This is a genomic window from Pseudomonas frederiksbergensis (genome assembly GCF_000802155.2).
GTDB classification, from domain to species: domain Bacteria; phylum Pseudomonadota; class Gammaproteobacteria; order Pseudomonadales; family Pseudomonadaceae; genus Aquipseudomonas; species Aquipseudomonas frederiksbergensis_A.
On sequence record NZ_JQGJ02000005.1, the window covers coordinates 478,737 to 504,644 of the forward strand.

Genomic DNA, 25,908 nt, shown 5'->3' on the forward strand with positions numbered 1-25,908 from the left:
ACCCAGACTCAGGTGAACAGATCGACACCCAGTTGGAACGCCACCCACAATGCCAGGCCGGTCGCGAACACCAGCGCAATGTTCTCGAACAGGTTGTTGCGGTACTCCTTGCCCAGCAGGGATTTCTGGTTCGACATGATCAGCAGGCCCAGGGATATTACCGGCAGGCCGACAATGTTCAGCGCGTTGACACCGATGGTCAGGGTCACGAAATCCGGCATGCCCGGCAGTGACCAGATCAATGGTGTGACGAGGATGAAGAGCATGAACCACTTGTGCATCGGGTCGCGGTGGAACTCCTTGCCATAGCGCTCGCGACGCTCAGGCCGCACGTGCTGGAAGGCGTCGGTGATCAACATCGGGAACGCCGTGGTCTTGCCGGAAATACTGGCGAACAGCGTGGCGAACACGCCGATGAAAAACACGTACCAACCGATCGAGCCGAAGAACATCTCCAGGGCCTTGCCCAGGTCGCCCAGGGTTTTCACCTCGATACCGTTTGGCCGCAGGATCTCCGCGCCGACGATCCAGATCGCGAGGTTGATGACGATCCCGACGAACACCGCAAACAACAGGTCGTTGCGCTGGATGCGCTTGTGCTCAGGGCCAACCCAGCCTTTCTGGCGCATGACATACGGGTGGACGAAGTTGGCAATGGAACCCGCTACCGCGCCGATCACCGAGACCGCCACCAGCAGCGCACCGTGCACGCCTTCATCGGGTGGAATGCTGAAGCCGATGGTGCCTTTGACGATCCCGGCGACATCCGGGCCGGACATGACCGCCAGGGCCAGGAACGCCAAGGTCATGATCGCCAGCAGCGCCTTCATCACGCCTTCGATCATCGAATAGATATTGCGCCCGACGAGCATCCACACCGCCAACACCACCGCCACCGAACAGAGCAGTGGGTAGTCGGTCTTGAGCAACATCGCCAAGGCCTCGCCTGCGCCCTTGATCATGTAGGCGTTCATCAGATGCCCCATGAGCAGCGCATACACCAGCAGGAACCAGGCGAAGAACGGATTGAGCTGGGCGTAGCCCTGGAGGATGGTCATGCCCTGGTTATTGCAGAGCTGGAAGCGCGCGATGATGTTGACGATCAGGTATCGCAGCAACAGGGACACCGCCAGCACCCACATCATCGCGTAGCCATAGTTCGCACCGGCCACGGAAGAAGTGATGAGGTCTCCGGCGCCCAGCCAGGACAGTACCGCGATGATACCGGGGCCAAGAAGCTTCAAGAGACGTACGAAGCGGCTCTGCGCAGGGGCCACAGCTTGGCCCTCGGCCGAAGGAATGCTCGACATGAATGGAGTCTCCGTTATTTTTTTGTGAGGAACGGAAACAGTCGACCATATTTCGTACGACATCGTACAACCATAATTAGGTTAGAAGTATGTAAAAATATTTCAACTCCCGGCGTTGTTTATACGCCGGGTAGATCTCCCTTCGTCACGGCGCGCTGCCCTGCTCGCCGTTGTTGATCATCCAACGAATCATGCTCGCCAACGGCACGCGATAGTGCTGGGTTGCGCACAGGCTCGGTTGTTGTGGGTCGTACCATTCGACGTAGCGGCTGAGCAGCACGTGCTGGCCGTCCTCGGCGAGCCGCAACTCGAGCTCACGGCAATGCAGCGTGCCCTGGTCGATGGTTTTCACCCGTCGATGCAGGACCAGCGCCTGGCTATTCATCGGCGCCACCGCGCTCCGGGCATTGCGGTTCGTCCTGGACGGCGCCCAGTTTGCCATCGGCGACAAAATCGGCGCGTCGTTGCGCAATGGCGTCGCGCAGCGCCACGTAATAGTCCGGTTGCTTGCGCAACTGATCGGTGAGCGGCAACGCCTCGGCGCGACCATCGACGACGCCTCCCACGGTCTTGATCGTGCTCAGGGTCTGGACGGTATCGCTGTTGTCGCCGAAGGGGTCTACCACGAAGCTCACCACTTTGCCGGTCGCGTCCCTCAGGTTGGCGGTGCCCAGCAGCGGCAGTTCGACGATCGGTCCGGGGGCAATGTCCCAGACACCAAATGTCTGGCCGAAATCCGACTCGTGGCGTGCAATGCCTATTTTGCCCGACACGTCGATCAGCCCGACGATGCCCACGGTGCTATTGATGACGAAGCGCCCCAGGGTCGTGACCGAACGCTGCCCATTGCCTTGCAGCAGATCGTTGATGAACACCTTGGGCTCGCCGAAGTTGGCGACGAAGTTGTGTACGCCGGCCTGGAACATGTCCGGCAGTTTGCGATAGCCACGGGCGATGGGGGCCAGGGCGTAATCGTCCACGGTCCGGTTGAAGGCGAAGATGCCGCGGTTCACCGGCTCGGCCGGATCATGCACGGCATAGGGAACACTTTCGCAACTGCCCGGCTTGGCAGTGGGCGTACTGGTGCAACCGCTGGCAAGTGCGACCAGCGCAACAACGACGGTGGAACGAACAAGCAGCGGCGCGGGTTTGGTGATCGGCATACAGGGCTATCTCGGGGAGGGATGGGGCGATACCAATCGGCCAACGACGCGGTTCCTGTGGCGAGGCGATTCTTCCCCTCGCCACAGGTTCCGTTCGCCATCGTCCAACCAACTGGAATCGCCCCATCCTGCCGCCGCTTTCTTGCCCGTAGATTTCCAGAATATTGCCCGCCAGTCGCTTTGTTTCCGGACTGAAATATATGACGCAGCCCCGGATTGACCCTAGTATTGCACCCCGTATTCATTGCCCGACGTGACCCCCGTGAGCCATCTACTACTGGTGGACGATGACCTGGAAGTCCTCGCCCTGCTGCGCAAGTTCCTCGAGCAACATGGCTATAGCGTCGAAGTCGCCGCCGACGGTAACGCCCTGTGGCAAGCGGTGGCGCGCCGGCAACCGGACCTGATCATCCTTGACGTGATGCTGCCGGGCGACAACGGGCTGGTGCTCTGCCAGCGCCTGCGCTCCGAGCACCGGGTCGGGATCATCATGCTCACCGCCATGGGCGAATTGAGCGACCGTGTCGTCGGCCTCGAGATGGGCGCCGACGACTACCTGACCAAGCCTTTCGACGCCCGCGAGCTACTGGCCCGGGTGCGCGCCGTCCTGCGGCGCACCGGCGAAGCCAGGGGCACCCTGGGCGACCTCGCCCGGCCGACCCTGGAATTCGAAGGTTGGCAATTGGACGTCACCCGCCGCGAGTTGCGTTCGCCCGACGAGGTCATGATTCCGCTGTCCGCCGGTGAATTCGAATTGCTGCTGGTCTTCGCCGAACATCCACGCCGGGTGCTTACCCGCCAGCAGTTGCTGGATATGGCCCGTGGCGAGACTTTCGATGCGTTTGACCGCAGCATCGATGTCCAGGTCAGCCGTTTGCGGCGCAAACTGGAGAGCGACGTGACCGGCCCGTCGATGATCCGCACTGTACGCAACAGCGGCTACCTGTTCAGTCCCCACGTGGTGAAGCGATGACCCGCGGGCGGGCGAGCGTGCCCCGGTCACGGGACACCGTCGCACGCTGGATCGCCCTGACCACGATGGTGTCGATGCTGACGTTACTGGCCCTCAACGAACTGTTCAGCGTGCTGGCCGGCGCCTGGGCGCGCCCTCCCCTCATGGAGACCGGCCTGATGGACAAGGCCGCGGCCGTCACGCGCATTATCGACTCGGTCCCTGCGGGGCAACGGCACGAAATTGCCCGGGCAGCCAGTGATACGGGGTTCAGCGTGCAATGGCTGCTGAGCCATGAGGAGGCGCGGCTACCCGTCATCGACGATCCCGAGTTCAGCGAAGGCTCGGCTTTCCTGCAGGAGCAACTGGGCAGGCCCGACGCCCGGATCGAAGCCTACGAACCGGGGGACTGGCCCGCCGACGACCCCGCCAGGCGCTACGTGGTGATCATCGAGCTGACCGATCACTCCTGGGTGATCTTCTCCGTCACCTCGCGCAGTTGGGGCCTGGGGGAATGGGCCCGCAACCTGATCATCATCGGGTTGATCCTGCTGTCGACGCTGATCGTCGCCCTGATCGCCACGCGGCACCTCGCGACGCCTCTGGAACGCTTTGCCGAGGGGGCCCGGCGCTTCGGCGTGGATTTCCGGGCACCGCCCATCCCGGTCGTCGGTCCCTTCGAGATCCGCCAGGCAATCCTGGCGTTCAACGCCATGCAGGCCCAGCTCAAGCACTTCGTCCAGGACCGCACGCAGATGCTCGCGGCCATCTCCCATGACTTGCGAGCCCCCCTGACCCGCATGCGCCTGCGCGGCGAGTTCATCGAGGACGCCGAACAGCAATCGAGGCTATTTCGGGACGTCGACGAGATGCAGGCGATGGTCAACGCCGCGCTGGAGTTCTTCCGCGATGAAGCGCGCCTCGAACACGCCACGGCGTTCGACCTGGCGGAACTGTTGCACACCGTCGTCGACGACTTCAGGGACGCGGGCACAGCGGTGTCCTTCGGAGGCGCCCAGCGGTTCGTGTATGTCGGCCGGCCCATCGGGATCAAGCGCGCGCTGACCAACCTCATCGACAACGCGGCCAAATACGGTAGCGAACCGGGTGTCCGGCTGAAAACCTATGCCGATTGCGTCGAGATCCGCATCGTCGATCGTGGGCCGGGCATAGCGCCCCACTATCAGGAGCAGGTATTCGCGCCCTTCTTTCGCATTGAAGGTTCACGCAACAAGAACACGGGTGGCGTCGGCCTGGGCCTGTCGGCGGCGCGGGCGACGGTGCTGGAGCATGGCGGGACGCTGGTCCTCAGGAATCGCCGGGGCGGCGGGTTGGAAGTCAGGGTCTCGCTGCCGCTCAATTGAGCCGGACGAGACGCGACGGCAACAATGCCCTAAACAACACGCGCCTTCCTCGGTAGGATGTCCAGCCTTTTGACCTGGCCCTGTCGCGCGGAACCGCCCCGATGATCCTGATCGTTTACGCCCATCCCTACCCCGACCAGTCGCGGGTCAACCAGCAGATGCTCCAGCGGGCGTCGGCCCATCCAGACGTGGTCATACGGTCGCTCTACGATCTCTACCCGGACTTCAACATCGACGTGGAGGCGGAACAGCGTGCTGCCGAACAGGCTGACCTGATCGTCCTGCAGCACCCGATGTACTGGTACGGCATGCCGCCCCTGCTGAAGCTGTGGATCGACAAAGTCTTCACCCACGGCTGGGCTTATGGCAAAGGCGCCACGGCCCTCAACGGCAAGGGCCTGTTGTGGGCCGTGTCCACCGGTGGCGAACGGGAGCATTTCCAGATCGGCGCGTACCCGGACTTTTCAGCGCTGGCCCAGCCGCTCCACGCCACGGCGCTCTATTGCCACATGCGCTGGCTCGAACCCGTCGCCGTGCATGGCGCGTATGCCGCCGAGTCTGAGGCTCAACGGGCACAAATCGAACATTACGGCGCTCGCCTGGCCGCCTGGAAGGAAGATTGAGATGCAGACGCACAGCCTGATCGAGATGCTCATCTACCTGGCCTCGGCGACGCTGATCGTACCGATTGCCGTGCGCTTCGGCCTGGGCCCGGTGCTCGGCTACCTGCTGGCCGGGTGCGTGATCGGCCCGTGGGGACTGAAGCTCATCACCGATGTGAAGGCCATCCTGGAGTTCGCCGAAATCGGCGTCGTCCTGATGCTGTTCATCATCGGCCTTGAGCTCGATCCCAAACGCCTGTGGGCGCTACGCCGGATGGTGTTCGGCGGTGGTGCCTTGCAAATGTTGGCCTGCGGCGGTGCCATCGCCGCTTTCTGTGCGGCATTGGGCTTGAACTGGACGGCGGCGCTGCTGGTCGGGCTGACCTTGAGCCTGTCCTCCACGGCCATCGCCATGCAGGCAATGAGCGAACGCAACCTGACCGCCACCGCCGTCGGACGCAGCAGTTTCGCGGTGCTGTTGTTCCAGGACATCGCGGCCATTCCCCTGGTTGCCATGATCCCCTTGTTGTCGGCCCACGGCCAAACCCCGTCGGGCATGGCCCTGGCGCTGTCGATCGTGAAGATCGTCGCCGCCATCAGCGTCGTCGTGCTGCTGGGGCGCTACGTGACGCGGCCGCTACTGCGCTTCGCCGCGCGCTCAGGCCTGCGGGAAATCTTCAGTGCCGTGGCGCTGTTCCTGGTGTTCGGCTTCGGCTTTCTCCTCGAAGAAGCCGGGCTGTCGATGGCCATGGGCGCATTCCTCGCCGGCGTGCTGCTGGCAAGCTCGGAATATCGCCATGCCCTGGAAAGCGACATCGAGCCATTCAAGGGCCTGTTGCTGGGACTGTTCTTCATTGGCGTCGGCATGTCGATCGATTTCGGCACGCTGATCAATGCACCGCTGAAAGTCATCACCCTGACCCTGGGTTTCATCCTGATCAAACTGCTGGTGATCAAGACCGTCAGCCGTTTCTTGAACGTCCCCGCCGGCCAACGCTCCTGGCAAGCGGTGCTGCTCGGCCAGGGCAGCGAATTCGCTTTCGTGGTGTTCGGCGCCGCAACGCTGGCCGGCATCCTCACCGACCAGTGGGGCAAGAGCCTGACGCTGGCGGTCGCACTCTCCATGTGCCTGACGCCGCTGCTGATCCTGTTGCTGGACCGGGTGGAGTCGACCACCAAGAAAAACCGCCAGGAATCCGACCTCGTCGACCAGCAGAACCCACGGGTAATCATTGCCGGCTTCGGTCGTTTCGGGCAGATCGCCGGCCGTCTGCTGATGTCCTGCGGCGTCGACGTGGTGGTACTTGATCATGACCCCGACAACATCGAGACGCTGCGCAAGTTCGGCGTGAAAGTGTTCTACGGTGATGCCACGCGCCTGGATCTGCTCCATGCAGCCGGCGCGGCCCAGGCGGTGGTGCTGATCAATGCGATAGACGATCAGCAGGACAACCTGGCGCTGACCCGAATGGCCCAGGAGCATTTCCCCGCGTTGAAACTGATCGTGCGGGCGCGAGACATGGCGCACCTGATCACCCTGCGGCAACTGGGCGTGGAAAGCGCCGAGCGGGAAACATTCGAAAGCGCGCTGGCGATGGGACGCAGCGCCTTGGTGCAGATGGGCGTCGGTGCGTACGAGGCGCGTGAACGCGCCGATCAGTTCCGTCGCCTCAACCTGCAGATGCTCGAGGAAATCGTTGCCCAGCCGGAAGACGATCTCAAGTTCAGGCACGACGCCTACCGGCGCGCCAATGCGTTGCTCACGGAAATGTTCAACGAGGACCGCGCGCACCCGGTCGATAGCTGGCCGGACCATCACCGAAACGAGAAGGAGCAGGCTCGCAGCTGACGCGCCCCAGCGTCACACCCGCCCGAACTGGCGCCGGTACTGCACTGGCGTCAGCCCGGTCAGCGCCTTGAACATCCGCTGCAAGTTGGAGCTGCTGCTGAAGCCCAGTTCGGCGCCGATGCTGGCAAGCGGTAGCGACGTCAGTGTCAGTCGCTCGGCCACTTGATTCAGTTTGATGCACCGGGCATACGCAGCGACGGTCTGACCGGTTTCGTCACCGACTCTGCGCGCCAGCGTCCGCTCGGACATGGCGAGCCGACCGGCCAGCACCTTGACGGTGATCCGCTCCGCCGGGATCTGCTCGACCAAGCCGTGCAACCGGCGCAGCAACCCGTCGGGCTGCTGGATCAGCGCAATGCCCTGGAACGCAGCATGGGGCACGGCGGGACGCGGCAACACCATCAGCCGGGTAATGTCGCGCAGCACATCGCGACTGACGTTGCGCTCAATCAACTGCTCGGCGATGGGCAGATAACCGTTCACCCCCGACGCGGTGGCGTTTCGCTCGTTGAACACGCAGTTCTGTTCGCTCTGCCAGCGGACTTTGCCGTACTGCTCTTGCATGGCCTGCGCCAGCCACCAGGTAATCGTCGCGCCCTGCCCGTCCAATCGGCCGCAGGCGGCCAGCAGGCATACCCCAGTGCAATACGCCCAGAGTTGGCGCCGGGGGCGCTTCGACAGTTCTCTCAAAAGCGGTGCCTGGCCGGCAAGCAGAGTGTCCACCTGCCCGGCGGATTCTGCCCAGAAACCAGGCACCAGGACGGCATCCAGGTCGGCGTCGCCCAGCGCCTTTTCAGCGTGCAGGCCGATACCACGGGCGCAGGTCACCGGGCCGGCTTGCAGCGCGACATACGTCGCCTCGAACAACGTTCGTCCGCCGCGGCGGTTGGCCGCGTGCAGCAGATCGGCGAAGGCGAACAGGCCAGCAGGCATGCAACCGGGAAACAGCAGCAGACCAACACGGAATTTTTTCGGCATGGCTAAAAAGGAATCAGGGATGTCAGATCCTGCCATTATGCCCATCGCCCCGGATCGGCACCATGAAGCGCTCGCTCAAAGAGGAACGCTTCATGAGAATCCAGCAAATCCGCAACGCAACGATCATCCTTGAGTTCGGCCCGTATCGCGTGCTCGTCGATCCCATGCTGGCCGACAAAGGCACGCTGCCGCCGCTTCGCCTGTTCGGCGCGACCCAGCGCAATCCGCTGGTGGAGCTACCGGCGTCGACGGCAAACGATCTGGACACCGTGACTCATTGCCTGATCACACACTGCCAAAAAGGCCACTTCGATCATTTGGATCGCGCAGCGAAACGCTGGCTGCGGGACAGGCAAATCCCGATCATCTGCACGCCCCACGACGCCGGATACCTCGCCAGCCGTGGCTTGAACGTCCAACCACTGGCCAACGATCACGAGCAACCCGGCGCGTTCCTGGGTGGCAGCATTCGCTCCGTCAAATGCACCCATGGACGGGGCCTGGTGGGCAAACTGATGGAGCACGGCGTCGGCTACTTGATCGAGTTGCACGGCGAACCGAGCGTCTACCTCACCGGCGACACCGTGCTCACCCCTGCCGTGTGCGACTTTGTGTTGCGCCATCAACCGCAGGTCAGCGTCGTCCCGGCCGGCGGGGCGCGTTTCGATATCGGCGGCGACATCATCATGGGCATCGAGGAAGCCCTGCAATTCACTCGCCTGTCTCGTGGAACCGTGGTGGCCAATCACCTGGAGGCCATCAGCCACTGCCCGACGACACGAGAGGCGCTGCGCGATGCCGCCGAGATGGCGGGGGTCGCGGACCGGATGTGGATCCCAGAAGATGGCGAGACCTTGGTTTTCCAGCCCGTCTAGGCCAGGGCGTCAAGCTCGGCCAGCATCTGCTGCTCATACAAATCCCTCAGCGCCTGCTGCTCGCCTCGGGCGCACGCGTCGAGGGTCTCGAGGGTTATCGTTGGCATTCGATCTGCTCCTTCATCTGGGCGCAGGTCCTGTCCCAGGACATGCCTTCCAGGGCTTTATCGGCGTATTGCACGACCACGCCTGGCTGTGTGCGCAAGTCCAGCGCAGCCTGGATCGCCTCGATGAATGCCTGGGGTGAATCGGCAATGGCAACGACGCCACTGCCACCGTAGCCATTGACCACATCACCGATCGGCGTGGACACCACCGGGCAACCGCCCGCCAGGTATTCGGGGGTCGTGGTGGGGCAGATGAAGCGGGTGGATTCGTCCAGCGCGAACGGCATCAACGCCACGTCCCAGCCGGCCAGATACGCGGGCAACTCTTCATATTGCTTGGCACCCAGGTAATGAATATTCCGACGGCGAGGCAAGGTGGCCGGGTCGATATTGACCACCGGCCCGACCAGCACGATCTGCCAGTCCGGCCGCAGGGCAGCGAGCTCTCCCACCAGATCGATGTTGAAACGCTCGTCGATGACACCGAAGAAACCCAGCCGCGGGTGAGCGATCTCGGCCTGGTCCGCCGGATCGGGAATCGGCTGCCGGGCCGCGGCAAAGTGTGCGACATCGACGCTGCTCGGCATGGCGTGGACGTTGCCGTGAAGCTGCCGCTTCGCCTCCCACAGGCTGTAGCCGCCGGTAAACACCACGTCGGCCTTGGCCATCAAGCGCCGTTCCATTTCCATCAATGCGGGCGACGCAAATTTGAAAGCCGAGAGCTCGTCCACGCAATCGTATATCACCACGTTGGCCTCCAGGTGTTCAGTGAAGGCCTGGCTCATGGGTGTGAGGTACCAGAGCATCAATTCACTCGGCCAATGTTCCGCCAGCCAGGCATCCAGCAACTCGTGCTGGGCATCGATCACCTGGGTTTCACTCAGTCCTTCGGGAAGCCTGGGCACCAGCACCGTCACGCCGTCGGCCACCGCATAGCGTTCCAAGTGCGCGGTCTGCCTGCCTTCGAAGATAGGTTCCTCGAAAAACAGCACGTCGTAGTCACTGGCCAATCGGGACATCACGTGCTGGGGCCGTTGATGGACGAAGCCCCAGCGCAAATGAGACAGGCACAACAATGTGGGCCGCAGGTTCGTGGCCGACGCGGCGTTGTGCTTGAGGTGAAATTGTTCTTGTTGACTCATCTGACGTTCCTTTTCTGGGGATCGATGCTGGGCCCACCGGAATCTGGCACTGGCCGCCTGGCAAACAAGACCTGGAGACTCCCCTCGCGCTTGGCCCTGTGGACGTTGGAGAAAACCGGTTCCGATGCCGTTCCAAAACTTCTGGAAACCAGCCGACAAACTGCACCCATTGGTCTGTCGGCTGCTGTGAGCGCCCGACAAGGGCATGGCTCGATGCCAGGAGATCCCCGATAAATCGCCGTACCGAAAACGCCTTCCCTTGAAGCAGTAACCGCTCTGCATCAACCCTTCCGGCCCACTCAAAGCTTTAACCTTGTGAAAAATCCTGAGACACTTGAACGCTAATAGTTCTCAACACCATTAGCATCTCAGGACCCATCCATGTCGACTCGCACCCCCCCACCGCTCCATTTCACCCCTGCTCGCGATCTCCTGGCCATGGCTATCTGCATGGCGGCCCTGGCCCCCGCCTATGCCGCTGACAGCGCTACCACGCAGGACACCCAGCCAGTCACGCTGGAACTGGGCGCGACCGAGGTCACCAGCAACCCGCTATGGAGCACCACGGAAGGCACCGAGTCCTACACCACCGGTTCGATGTCGACGGCAACCAAACTTCCGCTGACGATGCGTGAAACACCGCAAGCCGTGACGGTCATCACGCGCCAGCGCATGGATGACCAGGGGATGAGTAATATCAACGATGTGGTCAAGGCGACCCCGGGGTTGTTCCTGGATTTTTCCAACGGGCCTGGCCGGCAGAGTTACAAGGCCCGCGGGTTCAACATCGACAACCTCATGTACGACGGCATCCCGTCGGCCTACAACGGTAATGACGTCGGCTCCCAGCCTAACCTGGCGATGTTTGATCGGGTCGAAATCGTGCGCGGTGCCACCGGTTTGGTGACAGGTGCGGGCAACCCTTCGGCCGCGATCAATCTGGTACGCAAGCGGCCGCTGAACGAGCAGAAAGTCACCCTGACCGGTGCCGCCGGCAGTTGGGACGATTACCGTGGCGAGGTCGATGCGTCCAGCCCACTCAACGACAGCGGCACGCTGCGCGGTCGGGTCGTGACCTCATACCGCGACGCCAACAGTTTCATCGATGATGTCGAAGAGAATCACGGGCTGTTCTATGCGGTCACCGAAGCGGACCTGAGTGAAGACACCACGTTGACCCTGGGCTTTTCCCATCAGAAGGACAAGACCAATTACTTCTGGGGTTCCTCGATGATCGGCCAGGACGGCCATCACCTGGACCTGCCGCGCTCTTACAATCCGGGCACGGACTGGGAGAACAAGGACCAGGAGATCAATACGGTATTCGCCGAAGTCCGTCATCGCTTGGCCAATGACTGGAACCTCCAGGTCAACGCCAACTATTCCGAACAGAACGGATTGTTTTCCGGCTCTTACCAATCGCGCTGGGTCAATAACACCTTGGCACGCACGGTTTACCAGGCCGCCTACGATGACAACCAGGCAGGCGTGGATGCCTTCGCCAGTGGCCCCTTCGAGGCGTTCGGCCGAACCCATGAATTGGTGGTGGGCGCCAGCAAGCGCATCCAGGACAAGACCACCCACAACTACAGCCCATACGACATGAACTGGCCGATCAGCGCGGGTAAACCGAACTTCGTTCGTACCAACAACCAGCGCGACGTGACCACTCAGGATGGCGTCTACCTCACCACTCGCCTGAGCCTGGCCGACCCGCTGAAGTTGATCCTCGGCGGCCGCCTGGACTGGTACGACTACGATAACCGTGATGGCGACAGCGACTACAAGGTCACCCGCAACGTCACCCGTTATGCCGGCTTGATCTACGACCTGAACGACCAATATTCGGTCTATGTCAGCTACAGCGACATTTTCACGCCGCAAACCGAAAAGGATACCTCTGGCAGCCCGGTCAAGCCGATCATTGGCAAGAACTACGAGGTCGGTATCAAGGGCGAGTACTTTGATGGCGCGCTGAACGCGAGCCTGGCGCTGTTCCGCGTCGACCAGGAAAACCGCGCCGTACAGCTGTTCACCGCAAACTGTCCGCAGGCGACCTGCTACGAAGCCTCCGGCGAAATTCGCAGCCAAGGTATCGACTTGGAATTGCAAGGCGCCTTGACCGAAAACTGGCAGGTCGGCGGTGGCTATACCTATGCGCGAACCCACACTATCAAGGATGCTGCCAACCCTCAGAACGTCAACAAGCAGTTCGACACTGACACGCCGGAGCACCTGTTCAAACTGACCACCAGCTACCAATTCCAGGGCCCACTGGAAAAACTGCGCGTCGGCGGCAACGTCTCCTGGCAAAGCCGGATGTACAACGACATCGAGCTCGCCAATGGCAGTCGATACCGCCTCGAACAGGGTAGCTATGCCGTCACGGACTTGATGGCCGGGTATCGGGTCAACGAGAACCTGGATCTGCAGGTCAACGCCAATAACATCTTTGACCGTCGTTACTATTCCACTATCGCTAACTCTGCGAGTTATGGCGGGGATGCGTATGGTAATCCGCGGAATATGATGTTGACGGCTAAGTACAGCTTCTAGTTAAGGCCGAACTTTTTTCTGGTCCTGAAACAGTTCGATCATGTTTCAGGACTACGCTTTGGGACGGGCTGGCGATACGATTCCTTACTGGTGTTCTTATCAGGCATCGACACATGTTCCGATGTAATACTCCAGTCCCGCTGGGAACTCCATACCCAGCACCCGCCCTATTTCTCTTAGCTGCTCGCCTGTTATTTCCAGCTCTCCAGGGCCGATTTCACTGAAGGATTTCCCTTCGGTTATTTGGGCTAGCACTTCATTCTGCTCAGAGTTTTTTATGTACATTCAAACTGCAATGAATCGTCATTTTTGTCGTCGGGATAAAAGGTACTCCGGCGGATAGATCGGGTTGACGATGATGCTGTCCGCCACCGGCGTCGGTGGGTAGATCCAAATGTGCGGGGTTTGGGGCGCGGCTTCCAGTGCGGGGATGCCGAGGGTGTCGGAGGGGTCGGTGGCTGGGGTCCAGATCAGTTCGATGCCGTCGCCAAGGTCTGCGATATATTGGTCAGCACGCGGCGTCAGGTGAACGACGTCAACCATTCCCCAGTCGCGGTTCTGCCCGGTATAGAAGCCATACCCCTTGATACTGCCGTCGGCCTGGACGTGGATTACGAACCTTGGGCAGGTCTTTTGGGCGTGTCACGAGTCACGAATCTCATCCTGAAAATCCAGGAGGGGCGCTAACGCAGGGGATGGGAGTGGCGATGTAAGATGTTTCTTGAAATGATCGCTCCGTTTTCGTCGCGCGATGTAGGGCCGAAAAAATCAGCCGGCCGATCGACTCTGAATCAGCGGTTGAACCACCCGTCACACATCCACCGCCACGTGGGGCCGACGGCTTATCAGGAGCTTTACATTGATCGGATATCGATTCGAGCGCACCGCGCGGGATGACCTGCACATCCACTCGGTCAACCGGGTACAGAGCGTAGTCGTGCTGCTGACCAGTGCGCTGGCGTTGATCTTTCCCGTGGGGGCCGTGCTGGCGATTGCAGACTCGTCGCCAGCGGGCATGGACCCATTGAGCTTGCTGCTGATCGTGCTCGGTCTGCTGCTGATTCCCGCCCTGGGCCTGTCGCTGCTGGTTTACACCGGCACCCGCGAAACCTTGGTGCTATCGCGCCTCGACGGCGAAGGCAAACGCCGCACCCAGAACTTTTTTGGCCGCCGTGAGCGGGTGCACTCGGTGTTCAGGCTCGACGCCGCCAAACACTTCGAACTTCGCCGCCACCCGGAGGCCAAGCCAGCCGCCACCCAACTGTGGCTGGTGATGCGCGACGGCACCACCCACCGTCTGACGAGCAGCAACGTTCCGGTCGTACCGGGAAGCAAACGCACCGACCTGTGGCTGCGTGAGATAAGCGAATACCTGCAGATATCAATGCCCACCGAGGTAACGGTCGGCTCGGCACCCATTGCGAAGGCCGCCTACCGGCCTGCTCCAACCCCGGCGAAGATCGCCAGGCAACGCAAAACAATGGAACCGACGCCTTCGGCGCAAACGACTGAGCAACTAGGCGCACCCGCACGGGCCCTGCTCGCCCTGATTGGCGCCTTCCTGGCGGTGTTTGAGCTGACCCGCGTTATTGCCTTGGTCACTTCGCTGTTTACCGGACGGTTGCGCATTGGCATTTCCCGCCCGACAACCTTCTATTGGGCGGAGCAGCCGATGACCTTTGCATTTCACATGCTTATCGGTGTGGTGGAATTGCTGATCATTGGCGTCATCGCCTGGGGTTGTTTGCGCGTGGCGATCGAAGGGCGGATGAAGTCCAATCCTTGAGGACGATTGTTTCGACCACGGTTCGGCAAGAAAAAGCGGAGCAGAAAGCGCAAGTGCAGCGTTGAATATCACCGAGGCATTCCCGTGATGCTGGACGGGCTGCCCACGGATGGATAGCGTACAAACTAAACTCCGTTTCGATTTGAGGTAATGATGGTTTCCCTAGCTGTTCAGGAAGAAGTTAGAAGTCGCCTGCGCGGCGCAGAACACGAGCACGATGTCCAAGTAGTTTTAGCCGTGGAGTCAGGCAGTCGGGCTTGGGGTTTTGCTTCACCCAACAGCGACTATGATGCACGGTTTATTTATGTGAACAGACCTGAGTGGTACCTCTCTGTTGGCCTGGAGGAGCAACGCGACGTTATCGAATATCCAATCGTCGATGAGATGGATATCAATGGTTGGGATCTGCGCAAGGCGCTGAGACTATTCTGGAAGTCCAATCCGGGCTTTGTGGAATGGGTACAGTCGACCATCATTTACGAGCACTCCGGTTCCTTCCATGAGCGGGCCAAGGCGTTGTTGCCACAGGTGTATTCGGTGGAAAGCGGTATTTATCACTACCGCAGCATGGCGAAAACCAACTACCGGGGGTATTTGCAGGCCCCACAGGTGCCACTGAAAAAATATTTCTATGTCCTGCGCCCGTTGTTATCCGTGCGTTGGCTGGAACAGTTCAACACGCCAGCCCCTATTGAATTCGACAAGCTGCGCGGTGTACTTGATGGAGAGACCGAACTCCAGCAAGCCATTGATGACTTGCTCGCGATCAAGCGCGCGGCTCCTGAAATGGGGCTATCGCCTCAGATCGCTCCCATTCAACTTTTCATTGAACGTGAGCTGAACCGCCTTGAGGCCATCAAGCCCTCACGTAGCGAACGCAAGGAGGTGGAACCACTGCTATCGGAGCTGTTTCGTTCCGTGTTGAAGGAAACCTGGAGCTAACGGTCCGCGCTATTCAATCAACGAGGGGCAGCCGAACTCACCCCGCAGCACCGCCACGGCCTCGTCAACGGACGGCCCCTGTATCGGCGGTGGGTCAGGCCGTTCACAGAACTCCCGCCATGCAAAAAGCGTCAGTTCTGCGCCATCGGTCTGCGGCGAATCGGTTTCCCTCGAGCCGAAGTCCGCTTGGGTTGCAGGTGCGTTTCGATGGCGTGCTGGATTCGCGCCTGCAACACACCCAGTTCGGCCAACGCTTCGATGGGTAGCGATGCCAAGGAGTTCGTCATCCGCTTTGCGCTGAGCATCAGATAGCCGGGCAGTGCACTGTTAATGCGGTGGTTGATGATCCAATGCTCAGCTTCATGGACGATGAAACGAGGCGATATGTGCATAGGATGGCCACCATTCGGAGATCACTGCTATGGTAGGAACAGGCTCTCCCGCTCCCAGGACCAAAAGATGATTTCACATATCTGCATCGGCGTGAACGACTTCGAACGAGCCTATCTCTTCTATCAAGAAATCACGCAAGCGCTCGGCCTTGAACTCAAATTCAAAGACCTTGAACGCCCATGGGCGGGCTGGAAACATCCTGACAATGCGCGCCCGCTTTTTGTAATTGGCAAACCGTTCGATGGCGAATCGGCGACATCAGGAAACGGACAGATGATTGCCCTGCTGGCCCCCGATCGGCAGGCCGTGCGCGACATCCATGCCCTGGCGCTGACCCTCGATGGCCGCTGCGAAGGCCCCCCGGGCCTGCGCCCCGAATATCATCCGGATTATTACGGGGCCTACTTTCGGGACCCTGAAGGCAACAAGCTCTGCGTCTGTTGTCACGATCCGGAGTAACCCGCCCGCGCCCGGCACGCCTCCCCAAACGCGCGGAAAATCGCCCGGTAATCCGGGTGCTCCATCACTTCCCATTCCGGATGCCATTGCACGCCCAACGCAAACGCTCGGCTGCCCTCCACCGAAAGCCCCTCCACCAAGCCATCTTCCGCCACGGCTTCGACGCGCAGGCCCTGCCCAACCCGCGCGATGCCCTGGCCGTGGACGGAATTGACTTCGATAACATCCTTGAGGCCCAGCCGTGCCAGCACACCGCCCGGTCTCACTGTCAGGGCGTGGTTACGGGCGTATTGCTGCTGCACCGGCTCGTTGCTCGGCGGTTCGTGTTCGGCGCCGGGGCCGTCGAGTTGTTGATGGAGCGTGCCGCCGAAGGCGACGTTCATTTCCTGGAAGCCGCGACAGATGCCCAACACCGGAAGGCCGGCCTCGACCGCGGTGCGCCAGAGCGCCAGCGCCAGGTTGTCCCGGGCCGGGTCGTGCTCGGTGCCCGGCGGGCTGGGTGGGCCACCGTAGTGATGGGGCTCGATATTGGACGGCGATCCAGTGAACAGCAGGCCGTCGAGGCCGGCGATGATCCGGGCCGGATCCATCAGCGCCGGGAATACCGGCACGATCACCGGTAGCGCCTCGGCGGCGGTGGCGACGGCCTGGGCGTATTTGTCGTTGCTGAGCTGGACAGTGTGCGGACCGATTTTGCCTGAGCAGGCGATGATTCCGATCATGGGTGGACGAGACATAGGGTTCCCTGGTAGCTCACATGCTTATGGATCGGATTGCGGCGCGGGTCCGGTTGTTCAAATTTGATGACGGACCGTGGGCGTTACCTGAACGAAGCCATCGACGCAGCGGTCGGAACTGCAAACCACGGCAAAGAACCCTCACCCATGCCCTTACGATCCGCTGCCCTCGTCACCCTGTTCGCGTTGTCTGCCTGCACGACGGCAATGGCCCAAGAGCCGTTGCGCCTCGAAAGCCTGAAGCGCTGCGGTGACCTGCTCGAAATCGAGCATCAGCAGTGGTGCCTGACCGTGCGAGGGCTGGGCGAGGCAACGCCGCAACTGACGCTGGGTGAACAAGCGATTCCCGCTGACAGGGTCGAGCGTGACGGGCAACAGCTGCGTCTGCGCCTGGACAGGGCCGATTACCAAAGCGGTCCGCTCTGGTTGGAGGACGGCCCGCGTGCCAGCAATGCCGTCTGGTTGACCCTGCGCAGCAGTCACGTTGTCGCGGCCGGGCCGAATGAGGTGGCGAAGAACATGGACGGCCTGACCACGTATGTGGATCTGGTCAGCGTGTTGATCGAGGAAAGCCACGATGGCCGCCAGGAGGCCGAGCGGCTCGCCGGCAAGTACGGCGCCAAGGTAGTCGGCAGCATTGCGCCGCTCAATGTGTATCAGCTGCGCCTGCCGGCCAAGGACCTGGTGCAGCGCGACGCATTGGTGCTGCGCCTGGGCGGCGAGACCAGCGTCGATGCCGTAGTGATCGAAGAATCCGGGGCTGAAGAAACCGAGCAAGCGCCCACCCAGCCGGAAGAGCCGAAGAAACCGGCCCAGGACTCGGATGAATGGGCCGCGAATCGCTTTCTCGACGCGGTGCATTACTACCAGCGGCGCATCCCCGGACAACAGGCGCCGATCCGACCGCACCCCGTGCGCATCGGCCTCATCGAGCGTGACGTCGATTTCGACACGGCGGACTTCGCCGACTACCTGGGCCCCTGCTCGGTGCCGCGCACCTGCGTTTACGCCCGCGACGCGGATAAACCGGACAACCACGGCACGACCGTCGCGGGCATCCTCGCCGCTCGCTGGAACGACGGTGGCAACACCGGTTTGCTCCGTGGCCTGGACAAGGCCAGCGGCGGCTTCGAAGTGATCGTCGAACGCAACTCCGATGCCGGGATCACCGCCAACATCGCGGCCTCGGTCAACCTCGTCGAGGATGGCGTGCGCGTGCTCAACTGGAGCTGGGGCATTCACCGTGTGGGGGCGAAGGATGTCAAAGGCGACGACGTGGATTCGCTGCTGCGTTCGGGCATCGCCATGAGTGGCTACGAAGAATTGTTGGAGGAGTTTTTCCTGTGGCTGCGCAAGGAGCACCCCGACGTGGTGGTAGTGAACTCAGCCGGTAACGGGTCGTCATTCTCGGGCACCGATGAATATCGCCTGCCCTCCTCGTTCGTCACCGAACAACTGCTGGTGGTCGGCGGGCACCAGCGCAGCGAACGCGCCGGCGTTGCCGTCGACGACCCGGGCTATGCGGTCAAGCGCAACTCCTCGAACATCGACATGCGCGTCGACATCACCGCCGCCGCGTGCACCCACGCCTCCACGGTCAATGCCGGCCAGGATGGCGCGGTGCATTGCGGCACGTCCTATGCCACGCCCATGGTCACCGGCCTGCTGGCGGCGATGCTGTCGATCAATCCGCAACTTCACCCCGAGCAACTGCGCATGCTCCTGCGCCGCAGCGCCATGACCATCGGCGACAATCACGACTTCGAACAAATGGACGGCGAAGACCTCACCGCGCCCATCCTGCCGTCGGAGCGCAACTACCAGCTCAGCGACAAGGATGTGGGCCGCTCGGCACGGCTGGACATGCAAAAGGCGTTGGATCTGTCGGTGCAGAGTCGCGATCGGGTGCGCTGATCCCACCCTAGCCACCGCCCCCTTTCGCCCTTACGATACGTCCACCGCAGCCGCGCTTCGAAACCGTTCAAGCCGAGTAGAAAAACCATGAACCGCCGTAAGAAAATAAACCAGCTACTCAAGGCCAACGCCAAGAAAGCCAGTGCCAAACTGGCACCGAAGAGCAAGGACAGGTACATCAGCAAAGCCGACCGGTTGAAACTGGCGGCTGAAGCCGATCCAGACATCATCGCTGCCCCTGAAAACTGATCGCTACCTTCGCAGGCCAACAGCGACCAGCAAGGCCTCCATCAAATGGACTTACCGGAGATACCCGTGCAACGTCTTTTCCTTTGCATCGCCTTCCTGGCGCTGGCCGCTTGCGCCACCCAGCAAACGCAGACAAAACCTGTCAATACGCCGACGTTCAAGTTCCGCACCGTACCGATGAGGGCCGATGGAAACCCGGTCATCAACCCGGACGTCTTGAAAGCGATCGAGCAACTCGACATGCCCGCGCCAATCAAGACGCTGACCTACGTGGAACTGGCCGGCACCGTCAACTACCCCAAGGAAAGCAGGCCGGAACGTACCGAGTATTTTCTGTCTACCGACCCGGACACCCGCCAGTTGCGCTTCATTCACAAAAGCGAACACCTCAACGGTCGCAAGATCACCTGGCGTGGCCTGTTGATGCTTTCTGGAGTGGAACAGGCCACGATGTCGAGAAATACCGTGGTCATCGACAGCTTGAGCTTTCGTGGCGATTGGCGACACATGCCGGTCGGCAGCCAATTGGGTTACACCCGGCAAGGCAGTAACACCAGCAACCTCATCGGTACCTTGGGCACGGAGCCGAGAGTCTTCGACTGTCGCATCGACCGCGAATTGCCGGCCAAGCAACTGAACCCGGCCCTGAGCGGCCAGGCCAAGGCCATGAGTTGCCAGGAACAGCTTCCGAGCAAGAGACTCCTTCCCGCCAATCATTATTACTATTTGGTCGACTACGGTTTCTTCTACCACGCCAGTACCGACAAGCACGACGGGATTTCCATCGACATGCATGTACAGAGCGTGAAATAAATGACCCTGGACGCCATCGATCCGCTATCGCTCCAACGCATCATCAACACCCACGGCACGCTCGAAGGCGCGGCGTATTTCGATGCCGAGGAAAGCCTTGTCCACGACATATTTCCCGACCGCATCGTGTTCCAGACCAACTATCTGGACTACACCAGCTACGCAGTCGATCTGGCCGAAGGCGCAGTGCGGGTGCGCAAGACGCGGCTGGATAATTACCACCGCGGCCACAATGCCCAGGTGATCGATGACGACATGGATGAAGACGATTGGGTCGAATTGGCCAGCCACTGGCAACGCTTGAGCCGTGACCTGGACACGGCTGGCCAAGGCCCGGGACCGGACATGGCCGATACGCTGGCGGACCTGTTCGATTGCCTGTTCGACGAGGCCCATGCGCAAGCGCTGATCGAGAACATGCCGTCCCCTACCGGTCAATGGGACTGGGCGTGGACACAGCTGCAATCGGCCCTTGCCGGGACCAATCGGCTGGCTGAGTTCGAGTGGAAGGAATGGTCGTTGTCAGGCGTCTACGCTATCAACGCCCTTGCGCCACTACAGGAGCGGGGCATTGAAATCCCCACGCCCGACAGTGCAACCGTCGATGCAGTCAATCACGCCAACGATTGGGAACGGGCGCTGCTCCAGTATTTCAATGGGCGGCTCGAGGCCCACGATCTGAAGCTGTTGGCCATCGGCACGCATTTCGACGAGTACCAAGCGTTTGCCTGCCTGCCCATGAACGGGCTGGGCCTGGCCAATGCGCTGGAAATCATGGGCAGGCTGGGCATCGTCCATAAATACTGAGCCTCTGGTGCGGCGCAATGTCGTCGAGCTTGCAGGTATCTGAAATCCCTATAGTTGCTATCGACACCAGCGCCGTTCTCGTTGCGCTTCGCTCTCTCTAATCTGCCCACCAACGCGATCGACGACGATCTCGGCAGATCAAACCGCCCCCTTATGGAGAGAGAAACGATGAACACATTCAACCGCACCCTCGCTGTGGCAACCTTGGCCCTGGCAACTCTCGGCGCCCAGGCGGCGACGCCTGTCCAGGCCGGCGCCAGTGTCTCGGCAGTCGGTAGCGTGGTGCAGTCCGCCAGCTACATCACCACCAAGGATGGCGTCCAGCTGTATTACAAGGACTGGGGCCCGCGCAACGGCCAGGTCGTCACGTTCAGCCACGGCTGGCCGCTGGACTCCGACAGCTGGGAAAGCCAGATGATGTTCCTCGCCTCCAAGGGCTACCGCGTGATCGCCCACGACCGTCGCGGTCATGGCCGCTCCAGCCAACCGTGGGAAGGCAACGATATGGATCACTACGCCGATGACCTGGCGGCAGTCATCGAAGCACTGAACCTGAAGGACGTGACCCTGGTCGGCTTCTCGACGGGAGGCGGCGAAGTGGCTCGATATATCGGTCGCCATGGCACCGCCCGGGTGAAGAAAGCCGTGCTGGTGTCCTCGGTTCCACCGTTGATGCTCAAGACCGACAGCAACCCCGGCGGCCTGCCGCTGGAAGTATTCGACGGCTTGCGCAAGGCGTCCCTGGAAAACCGTTCGCAGCTGTACCTGGACATCGCATCCGGCCCGTTCTATGGCTACAACCGCAAAGGCGCCAAGCCATCCCAAGGCCTGATCCAATCGTTCTGGGTGCAAGGCATGCAGGGCGGCAGCAAGAACACCTACGACTCGATCGCGGCGTTCTCGGCAACCGACTTCCGCGGCGATCTGAAGAAATTCGACGTGCCGACGCTGGTGATCCACGGTGACGACGACCAGATCGTGCCGATCGATGCCGCAGGCCGCGCCTCGGCAGCGCTGATCAAGGGCGCTCGGCTGATCGTCTACCCCGGCGCGCCGCACGGGCTGACCGAGACCCACAAGGATCGTCTCAACCAGGACCTGCTGATGTTCCTCAAGGAATAACCACAGGCTTTTCGCTCAAGGCCCTTCTTCGGAAGGGCTTTCGCGTTGCAGCGCAGATTCCACCGCCGCCTTATCGATCACCGACCACACCCGAACGATCTTGCCTTGCTCGAAGGCATAAAACACGTTCTCGGAAAATCGAATCCGTCGGCCGTGGGTCGCCAGCCCGAGAAAACGTCCTCGCGGCGAGCAATCGAACAGCAACCGACTCGCGACATTCGGCGGCTCGACCACCAGCAGATCGATGTTGAAACGCAAGTCGGCGATGGTGCTCACGTCGTCTTCCAACATTGCCCGATAACCCGCCAGGCCCACCGGCTTGCCGTTGTAGTGCACGTTGTCGTCGACGAACCTGCCCAAGTCCTGCCAGCGGCGATCATTCAGGCAGGCGATGTAATTGCGATATTGCTCAGCCAAATCCATGTCCAGTCCCTCCGTTCTCTCAGTCACTGCGATTGCCCGTGCTCACCCGCCGTATCGATACTCACCACCACCGACATCCCCGGCCGCAGGCGTTCGCTCTCCGGTTGGCCGGGATCGACCGTGATGCGAACCGGCACGCGCTGGGCGATCTTGACGAAGTTGCCCGTGGCGTTGTCGGCCTGCAACAGGCTGAACTCGGAACCGGTGGCCGGGGAAATCCGCTCGACATGTCCCAGGAACCGGCGATGGCCGAGGGCATCCACGGTGAAGCTCGCCGGCTGGCCGACACGCACCTTGTCCATCTGGGTTTCCTTGAGGTTGGCGATCACCCATTTCTGGTCCGGAACCAGCGCCATCAACTGCGCACCGGAGTTGACGTAGGCCCCGAGGCGCACGCCGATCTGCCCCAACTGACCGTCCCGTGGCGCCACGACGCGGGTGTTGGACAAGTCGATACGCGCCAGTTGCACCGCCGCCTCGGCATTGGCGACGGCGGCTTCGAGCGAGCCGCGATTGACCACCACCGTTTGCAGATCCTGGCGGGCAATCTCCAGGCTGGCCCGAGCCTGCGCCACGGCCGCGTTGGTTTGCGCGCTGGCCGCACGGCTCAGGTCCAGTTCACGCTGGGACACCGAACCGTCCTTGATCAGCGCTTCGTTGCGTCGCAGGTCGGCGGCGCTTTTGCGGGCCTGGGCCTGGCTGTCGGCCAGCGCGGCCTGGCGCAGCGTGATGGTGGCCTCGGCGCTGTTGCGCTGCTGCACGACGTTGGCGAGGGCCGCTTGCTGCACGGCCAGTTGCGCCAGCGCCTGGTCGAGCCGTTGCCGATAGATGCGATCGTCGAGGCGCACCAACAGATCGCCGGCCTTTACGAACTGGAAATCCTGCACCGGCACCTCGTGCACGTAACCGCTCAGCTGCGGCCCGATAATCGTAACCTGCCCGCGCACCAAGGCATTCTCGGTGGTTTCCACGGCGCTGCTGAACGGCGGCAGTTGCCAGGCATAAAGCACCACCAGCACGCCGACAATCGCCACGGCCGCGAACCCCATGGACGAAAAAATCCGCACGCGCAGGGAACGCGGCTTCGTCGCCGGGCCGGCGGGAGGCGCCTGGTCCTCAGGCGTGTCGGCGATGGCGTTGGTGGTCGTGCTGGTCGGTTCGCTCATGAAGAAGTGGCACCGCTGGGTTGTGTCGAAGGGCCAGGCGCTGTGGCGACGGGCTGGGTGGTGCTCATCAGCCACAGGGCACGAATGGAGATCCAGATCATGGTCAACACGGCGATCACCGCGATCAACATGAACACATCGTTATAAGCCAGGACGTTGGCTTCGCGAGTGGCGGCCGCGGCGAGGCTGCGAATGCCTTGCAAGTGCCGCAGGCCCGGATCGCTGATCAGCGAACCCACCGCCGAACCACCGCTGTCCACCCGCGCGGCCACGCGAGGGTCGAACAGCTGGAGGTTTTCCACCAGGTGGCTGGAATGAAACTTCTCCCGTACCACCTGGAAGGTACCGAGCACCGCCGCGCCCACCAAGCCGCCGAGGTTCTGGCAGATCCCGAACAACACGGAAAAACTCACCAGGTTCCGCGGGTTGGTCAACACATTGCGTACACCAAGAATCATCGTCGGCCCGAGGAAAAAAGTACTGCCAAACGCCAGCAGGAACTGACTGAAATACATGTTCTGCGGGCGGCTCAGGTTGTTCGAATAGCTGTCCATGACCGACCCCGTCGCCATCAGCGCCAGGGAAATGATCAAGGGCATGAACAGGTGCGCCGGGTTGATCGTCAGGGCGCTGGTCACCAGCCCGGCGATGCTGCCGATCAGCATCACCACGTAGAGGCTGTGCATCTGTTCGCTGCTCATGTTCAGCGCTTGCAGGAACCCCACCGCCCCGGTGGATTGTTCCGAAGTGACCATGCGAATCAGGACGACCGCCAGGGCCAGGCGGATCATCACCCCGCTGCCGAGCCAGCGCGTCATCAGCATCGGGTTGCTGCGGTTATGCTCGATCGCCAGGCCCGCCAGGATCAACACGATGGACAGCGCCGAGGCGACGCCGATCCACGGCGCCTCCAGCCACCAGTCGATGCGCCCCAGCGACAACACCGCGCACAGCAATGCCACACCGCTGGCGAGCACGGTGAAGGTCAGGAAATCGAGTTTTTCGAAGGTCTTGAAGCGGTCGCCTGGCGGCAACTTAAGCAGCAGCACGCACCCCAACGAGAGCAGCGCCATTCCCAGCTCGAACAGGTACAACCCGCGCCATTCGGCGATTTGCAGCAGGTCTTCGGAAAACAGCCGGGCCATCGGCAAGGCCAGCTGCGAAGTGCCCAGGCCCAGCACCAGCGCCTTGAGCCGCCACTTCGCCGGAAACGCCTGGACCATGTAATAAAGCCCCAGGGAACTGAGGGCGGCGCCGACCATGCCGTGGGCCGCCCGCACGGCAATCGCCGAGCTCAGGTCGTTGACGAACAAATGGCCGAACGTCACCAGGGCATACAGCGCCAGGAACACCTCGGTGAACGCGCGCAAGCCGAACTGCTGACGAAATTTCACCAGCAGCAGGTTCATCGAGACATTGGTCATGACGTAGGCGGCGGGCAACCAGGCCATTTCAGCGGTGGTAGCGCCGAGGGAGCCTTGCAAATAAGGCAGGTTGGCAATCACCAGCGAATTGCCCAAGCCCCCGGTCACCGCCACCAGCACGCCGACCAGCGCGAATGCTAGCCGCTTGGGCGTGGGATGCAGCGGCGTCGAAGGCGAACCTGGCAGCGTCGGCCGTTCGTGGGGCTGCCAGGCGCGAGGGGTGTAATGATCCATTCAGAAACCTTGCAAGGGCATGGCGACTCGTTTAGTGCGGATGAATGCCTGTTCGACGATCGGAAGGTGCAAGAAGTGCCCCTGCGCTCTTGTGCGAGCCCCAGAGTCCTGGTGCCCGCATCGAAGCGAGGCCATTCGACTAATGTCTTACGCCGGTCATCGCATGACCTTGCCCGCTCACGGCTATCCTGATGGCACCGGTTTACCGCGCCACAGTGGGCTGCTTGACGAATTTTAAGGAGCAAAAGCATTGATTTAGCCCACGATCGGACCCTTCACGATGAAAAATCGCGGTAATGGCCAGTTGACAACGAGGAACGCTCCCCAAATAATCCACGCCATGTTGTACGACGACGTATGACAAATAAAAACAACAAAAAGTAGGAGCGCCAGAGTGAGCACACGTGCCCGTTTTTCGTCGAGTCACCGTTCCAGCCGCCGTACCCTTCTCAATTCCACCCCCGCCCTGTCATTGCTAGGTTGCACCGGTCTTGCGCTGTTCATGCCTATGACCGCTGGTGCAGCAGGCTTTGTCGATGAT

The 25,908-nt window shown here is 61.4% G+C and carries 24 protein-coding genes and 2 pseudogenes; 14 read left to right on the forward strand and 12 right to left on the reverse strand.

The features are described 5' to 3' along the window. Positions 1-8 precede the first annotated feature (8 nt). From JZ00_RS13205 to JZ00_RS13215, 3 genes are all read right to left on the reverse strand, one after another. Positions 9-1,310 (reverse strand): Nramp family divalent metal transporter, encoded by a 1,302-nt coding sequence (locus tag JZ00_RS13205; protein WP_039589461.1) that lies wholly within the window; start codon positions 1,308-1,310, stop codon positions 9-11. A gap of 145 nt (positions 1,311-1,455) precedes the next feature. Then, complete coding sequence (locus JZ00_RS13210) at positions 1,456-1,695, reverse strand: hypothetical protein (RefSeq protein WP_039589459.1); 240 nt, start codon at positions 1,693-1,695, stop codon at positions 1,456-1,458. Continuing rightward, positions 1,688-2,473 carry an MlaA family lipoprotein gene (locus tag JZ00_RS13215; RefSeq protein WP_039589457.1) on the reverse strand — a complete coding sequence of 262 codons (786 nt, stop codon included), beginning with the start codon at positions 2,471-2,473 and terminating at the stop codon, positions 1,688-1,690. The genes JZ00_RS13210 and JZ00_RS13215 overlap by 8 nt, the downstream gene beginning before the upstream one ends. A 262-nt stretch (positions 2,474-2,735) precedes the next feature. Here JZ00_RS13215 and JZ00_RS13220 point away from each other — a divergent pair, with 262 nt between their 5' ends. From JZ00_RS13220 to kefC, 4 genes are all read left to right on the forward strand, one after another. Next, positions 2,736-3,446 carry a response regulator gene (locus JZ00_RS13220; protein WP_039590035.1) on the forward strand — a complete coding sequence of 237 codons (711 nt, stop codon included), beginning with the start codon at positions 2,736-2,738 and terminating at the stop codon, positions 3,444-3,446. Beyond that, positions 3,443-4,789 carry a sensor histidine kinase gene (locus JZ00_RS13225; RefSeq protein ID WP_039589456.1) on the forward strand — a complete coding sequence of 449 codons (1,347 nt, stop codon included), beginning with the start codon at positions 3,443-3,445 and terminating at the stop codon, positions 4,787-4,789. The genes JZ00_RS13220 and JZ00_RS13225 overlap by 4 nt, the downstream gene beginning before the upstream one ends. 101 nt (positions 4,790-4,890) lie before the next feature. Continuing rightward, the gene (gene kefF, locus JZ00_RS13230; protein WP_039589455.1) at positions 4,891-5,412 is read left to right on the forward strand and encodes a glutathione-regulated potassium-efflux system oxidoreductase KefF; all 522 of its coding nucleotides are present in this window, start codon (positions 4,891-4,893) and stop codon (positions 5,410-5,412) included. A 1-nt stretch (position 5,413) separates the two neighbouring features. After that, the gene (gene kefC / locus JZ00_RS13235) at positions 5,414-7,240 is read left to right on the forward strand and encodes a glutathione-regulated potassium-efflux system protein KefC (RefSeq protein ID WP_039589454.1); all 1,827 of its coding nucleotides are present in this window, start codon (positions 5,414-5,416) and stop codon (positions 7,238-7,240) included. A 12-nt stretch (positions 7,241-7,252) separates the two neighbouring features. Here the strand turns inward: kefC and JZ00_RS13240 are convergent, their stop codons facing one another. Then, on the reverse strand, positions 7,253-8,218 hold the full coding sequence (locus JZ00_RS13240) for a GlxA family transcriptional regulator (RefSeq protein WP_039589452.1): 966 nt from the start codon (positions 8,216-8,218) through the stop codon (positions 7,253-7,255). Positions 8,219-8,310: 92 nt separating this feature from the next. Here JZ00_RS13240 and JZ00_RS13245 point away from each other — a divergent pair, with 92 nt between their 5' ends. After that, the gene (locus JZ00_RS13245; protein ID WP_039590033.1) at positions 8,311-9,093 is read left to right on the forward strand and encodes an MBL fold metallo-hydrolase; all 783 of its coding nucleotides are present in this window, start codon (positions 8,311-8,313) and stop codon (positions 9,091-9,093) included. 94 nt (positions 9,094-9,187) lie between these two features. Here JZ00_RS13245 and JZ00_RS13250 read toward each other — a convergent pair whose 3' ends face one another. Continuing rightward, positions 9,188-10,342, reverse strand: coding sequence for a glycosyltransferase family 1 protein (locus JZ00_RS13250; RefSeq protein ID WP_039589450.1), 1,155 nt, complete (start codon positions 10,340-10,342; stop codon positions 9,188-9,190). 381 nt (positions 10,343-10,723) lie between these two features. On the opposite strand from JZ00_RS13250, the gene JZ00_RS13255 reads away from it, so the two are divergent. After that, on the forward strand, positions 10,724-12,898 hold the full coding sequence (locus JZ00_RS13255; protein WP_039589449.1) for a TonB-dependent siderophore receptor: 2,175 nt from the start codon (positions 10,724-10,726) through the stop codon (positions 12,896-12,898). 99 nt (positions 12,899-12,997) lie between these two features. Here the strand turns inward: JZ00_RS13255 and JZ00_RS31500 are convergent, their stop codons facing one another. Both JZ00_RS31500 and JZ00_RS13265 read right to left on the reverse strand, forming a co-directional pair. Beyond that, positions 12,998-13,183, reverse strand: a complete 186-nt coding sequence (locus JZ00_RS31500) for a pyocin S6 family toxin immunity protein (RefSeq protein WP_235433082.1) — start codon at positions 13,181-13,183, stop codon at positions 12,998-13,000. Between the two features lie 42 nt (positions 13,184-13,225). Then, positions 13,226-13,510 (reverse strand): annotated as a pseudogene (locus tag JZ00_RS13265) (S-type pyocin domain-containing protein); the annotation flags it as partial. Between the two features lie 247 nt (positions 13,511-13,757). Between JZ00_RS13265 and JZ00_RS13270 the strand changes: the two are divergent. Together JZ00_RS13270 and JZ00_RS13275 are read left to right on the forward strand one after the other, a co-directional pair. Beyond that, positions 13,758-14,684: a hypothetical protein gene (locus tag JZ00_RS13270; protein ID WP_039589447.1), complete on the forward strand. Its 927-nt coding sequence runs from the start codon at positions 13,758-13,760 to the stop codon at positions 14,682-14,684. 150 nt (positions 14,685-14,834) lie between these two features. Further along, entirely contained in the window at positions 14,835-15,626 is a 792-nt protein-coding gene (locus JZ00_RS13275) for a nucleotidyltransferase domain-containing protein (RefSeq protein ID WP_232916648.1), read from the forward strand. 9 nt (positions 15,627-15,635) lie between these two features. On the opposite strand, the pseudogene JZ00_RS13280 reads toward JZ00_RS13275, so the two are convergent. Further along, positions 15,636-16,018, reverse strand: a pseudogene (locus JZ00_RS13280) (HIT family protein). Positions 16,019-16,085: 67 nt separating this feature from the next. Between JZ00_RS13280 and JZ00_RS13285 the strand changes: the two are divergent. After that, a complete protein-coding gene (locus JZ00_RS13285) occupies positions 16,086-16,478 on the forward strand; it encodes a VOC family protein (protein ID WP_039589445.1) in 393 nt (130 codons plus the stop codon). Here JZ00_RS13285 and JZ00_RS13290 read toward each other — a convergent pair. Continuing rightward, on the reverse strand, positions 16,463-17,215 hold the full coding sequence (locus JZ00_RS13290) for a gamma-glutamyl-gamma-aminobutyrate hydrolase family protein (protein ID WP_039589444.1): 753 nt from the start codon (positions 17,213-17,215) through the stop codon (positions 16,463-16,465). The two genes, JZ00_RS13285 and JZ00_RS13290, sit on opposite strands and share 16 nt — an antisense overlap. Positions 17,216-17,362: 147 nt before the next feature. Between JZ00_RS13290 and JZ00_RS13295 the strand changes: the two genes are divergently transcribed. From JZ00_RS13295 to JZ00_RS13310, 5 genes are all read left to right on the forward strand, one after another. Then, a complete protein-coding gene (locus tag JZ00_RS13295) occupies positions 17,363-19,129 on the forward strand; it encodes a S8/S53 family peptidase (protein ID WP_039590030.1) in 1,767 nt (588 codons plus the stop codon). An 87-nt stretch (positions 19,130-19,216) separates the two neighbouring features. Next, on the forward strand, positions 19,217-19,378 hold the full coding sequence (locus JZ00_RS30190; protein WP_080942538.1) for a DUF2986 domain-containing protein: 162 nt from the start codon (positions 19,217-19,219) through the stop codon (positions 19,376-19,378). Between the two features lie 66 nt (positions 19,379-19,444). Beyond that, positions 19,445-20,191, forward strand: coding sequence for a hypothetical protein (locus JZ00_RS13300; RefSeq protein ID WP_196304779.1), 747 nt, complete (start codon positions 19,445-19,447; stop codon positions 20,189-20,191). Continuing rightward, positions 20,192-20,998: a DUF6630 family protein gene (locus JZ00_RS13305; protein WP_200900484.1), complete on the forward strand. Its 807-nt coding sequence runs from the start codon at positions 20,192-20,194 to the stop codon at positions 20,996-20,998. It begins immediately after the preceding gene. 168 nt (positions 20,999-21,166) lie between these two features. Beyond that, positions 21,167-22,120 (forward strand): alpha/beta fold hydrolase, encoded by a 954-nt coding sequence (locus JZ00_RS13310; RefSeq protein ID WP_039589443.1) that lies wholly within the window; start codon positions 21,167-21,169, stop codon positions 22,118-22,120. Between the two features lie 15 nt (positions 22,121-22,135). On the opposite strand, the gene JZ00_RS13315 is transcribed toward JZ00_RS13310, so the two are convergent. Genes JZ00_RS13315 through JZ00_RS13325 form a run of 3 tightly spaced genes read right to left on the reverse strand, consistent with a single transcriptional unit; the run spans position 22,136 to position 25,367 of the window. Continuing rightward, the gene (locus JZ00_RS13315) at positions 22,136-22,543 is read right to left on the reverse strand and encodes an ester cyclase (RefSeq protein ID WP_039589442.1); all 408 of its coding nucleotides are present in this window, start codon (positions 22,541-22,543) and stop codon (positions 22,136-22,138) included. Between the two features lie 23 nt (positions 22,544-22,566). Beyond that, complete coding sequence (locus JZ00_RS13320) at positions 22,567-23,709, reverse strand: HlyD family secretion protein (protein WP_039589441.1); 1,143 nt, start codon at positions 23,707-23,709, stop codon at positions 22,567-22,569. After that, a complete protein-coding gene (locus tag JZ00_RS13325) occupies positions 23,706-25,367 on the reverse strand; it encodes an MFS transporter (RefSeq protein ID WP_039589440.1) in 1,662 nt (553 codons plus the stop codon). The genes JZ00_RS13320 and JZ00_RS13325 overlap by 4 nt, the downstream gene beginning before the upstream one ends. Positions 25,368-25,908: the final 541 nt, after the last annotated feature.

Excerpts from the sequence above, each read along its gene's own strand:
- JZ00_RS13205 (WP_039589461.1), bottom strand. The coding sequence starts at position 1,310 with ATGTCGAGCATTCCTTCGGCCGAGGGCCAAGCTGTGGCCCCTGCGCAG.
- JZ00_RS13210 (WP_039589459.1), bottom strand. The coding sequence starts at position 1,695 with ATGAATAGCCAGGCGCTGGTCCTGCATCGACGGGTGAAAACCATCGAC.
- JZ00_RS13215 (WP_039589457.1), bottom strand. The coding sequence starts at position 2,473 with ATGCCGATCACCAAACCCGCGCCGCTGCTTGTTCGTTCCACCGTCGTT.
- JZ00_RS13225 (WP_039589456.1), top strand. The coding sequence starts at position 3,443 with ATGACCCGCGGGCGGGCGAGCGTGCCCCGGTCACGGGACACCGTCGCA.
- kefF (WP_039589455.1), top strand. The coding sequence starts at position 4,891 with ATGATCCTGATCGTTTACGCCCATCCCTACCCCGACCAGTCGCGGGTC.
- kefC (WP_039589454.1), top strand. The coding sequence starts at position 5,414 with ATGCAGACGCACAGCCTGATCGAGATGCTCATCTACCTGGCCTCGGCG.
- JZ00_RS13240 (WP_039589452.1), bottom strand. The coding sequence starts at position 8,218 with ATGCCGAAAAAATTCCGTGTTGGTCTGCTGCTGTTTCCCGGTTGCATG.
- JZ00_RS13245 (WP_039590033.1), top strand. The coding sequence starts at position 8,311 with ATGAGAATCCAGCAAATCCGCAACGCAACGATCATCCTTGAGTTCGGC.
- JZ00_RS13250 (WP_039589450.1), bottom strand. The coding sequence starts at position 10,342 with ATGAGTCAACAAGAACAATTTCACCTCAAGCACAACGCCGCGTCGGCC.
- JZ00_RS13255 (WP_039589449.1), top strand. The coding sequence starts at position 10,724 with ATGTCGACTCGCACCCCCCCACCGCTCCATTTCACCCCTGCTCGCGAT.
- JZ00_RS31500 (WP_235433082.1), bottom strand. The coding sequence starts at position 13,183 with ATGTACATAAAAAACTCTGAGCAGAATGAAGTGCTAGCCCAAATAACC.
- JZ00_RS13275 (WP_232916648.1), top strand. The coding sequence starts at position 14,835 with ATGATGGTTTCCCTAGCTGTTCAGGAAGAAGTTAGAAGTCGCCTGCGC.
- JZ00_RS13285 (WP_039589445.1), top strand. The coding sequence starts at position 16,086 with ATGATTTCACATATCTGCATCGGCGTGAACGACTTCGAACGAGCCTAT.
- JZ00_RS13290 (WP_039589444.1), bottom strand. The coding sequence starts at position 17,215 with ATGTCTCGTCCACCCATGATCGGAATCATCGCCTGCTCAGGCAAAATC.
- JZ00_RS13295 (WP_039590030.1), top strand. The coding sequence starts at position 17,363 with ATGCCCTTACGATCCGCTGCCCTCGTCACCCTGTTCGCGTTGTCTGCC.
- JZ00_RS30190 (WP_080942538.1), top strand. The coding sequence starts at position 19,217 with ATGAACCGCCGTAAGAAAATAAACCAGCTACTCAAGGCCAACGCCAAG.
- JZ00_RS13305 (WP_200900484.1), top strand. The coding sequence starts at position 20,192 with ATGACCCTGGACGCCATCGATCCGCTATCGCTCCAACGCATCATCAAC.
- JZ00_RS13310 (WP_039589443.1), top strand. The coding sequence starts at position 21,167 with ATGAACACATTCAACCGCACCCTCGCTGTGGCAACCTTGGCCCTGGCA.
- JZ00_RS13315 (WP_039589442.1), bottom strand. The coding sequence starts at position 22,543 with ATGGATTTGGCTGAGCAATATCGCAATTACATCGCCTGCCTGAATGAT.
- JZ00_RS13320 (WP_039589441.1), bottom strand. The coding sequence starts at position 23,709 with ATGAGCGAACCGACCAGCACGACCACCAACGCCATCGCCGACACGCCT.
- JZ00_RS13325 (WP_039589440.1), bottom strand. The coding sequence starts at position 25,367 with ATGGATCATTACACCCCTCGCGCCTGGCAGCCCCACGAACGGCCGACG.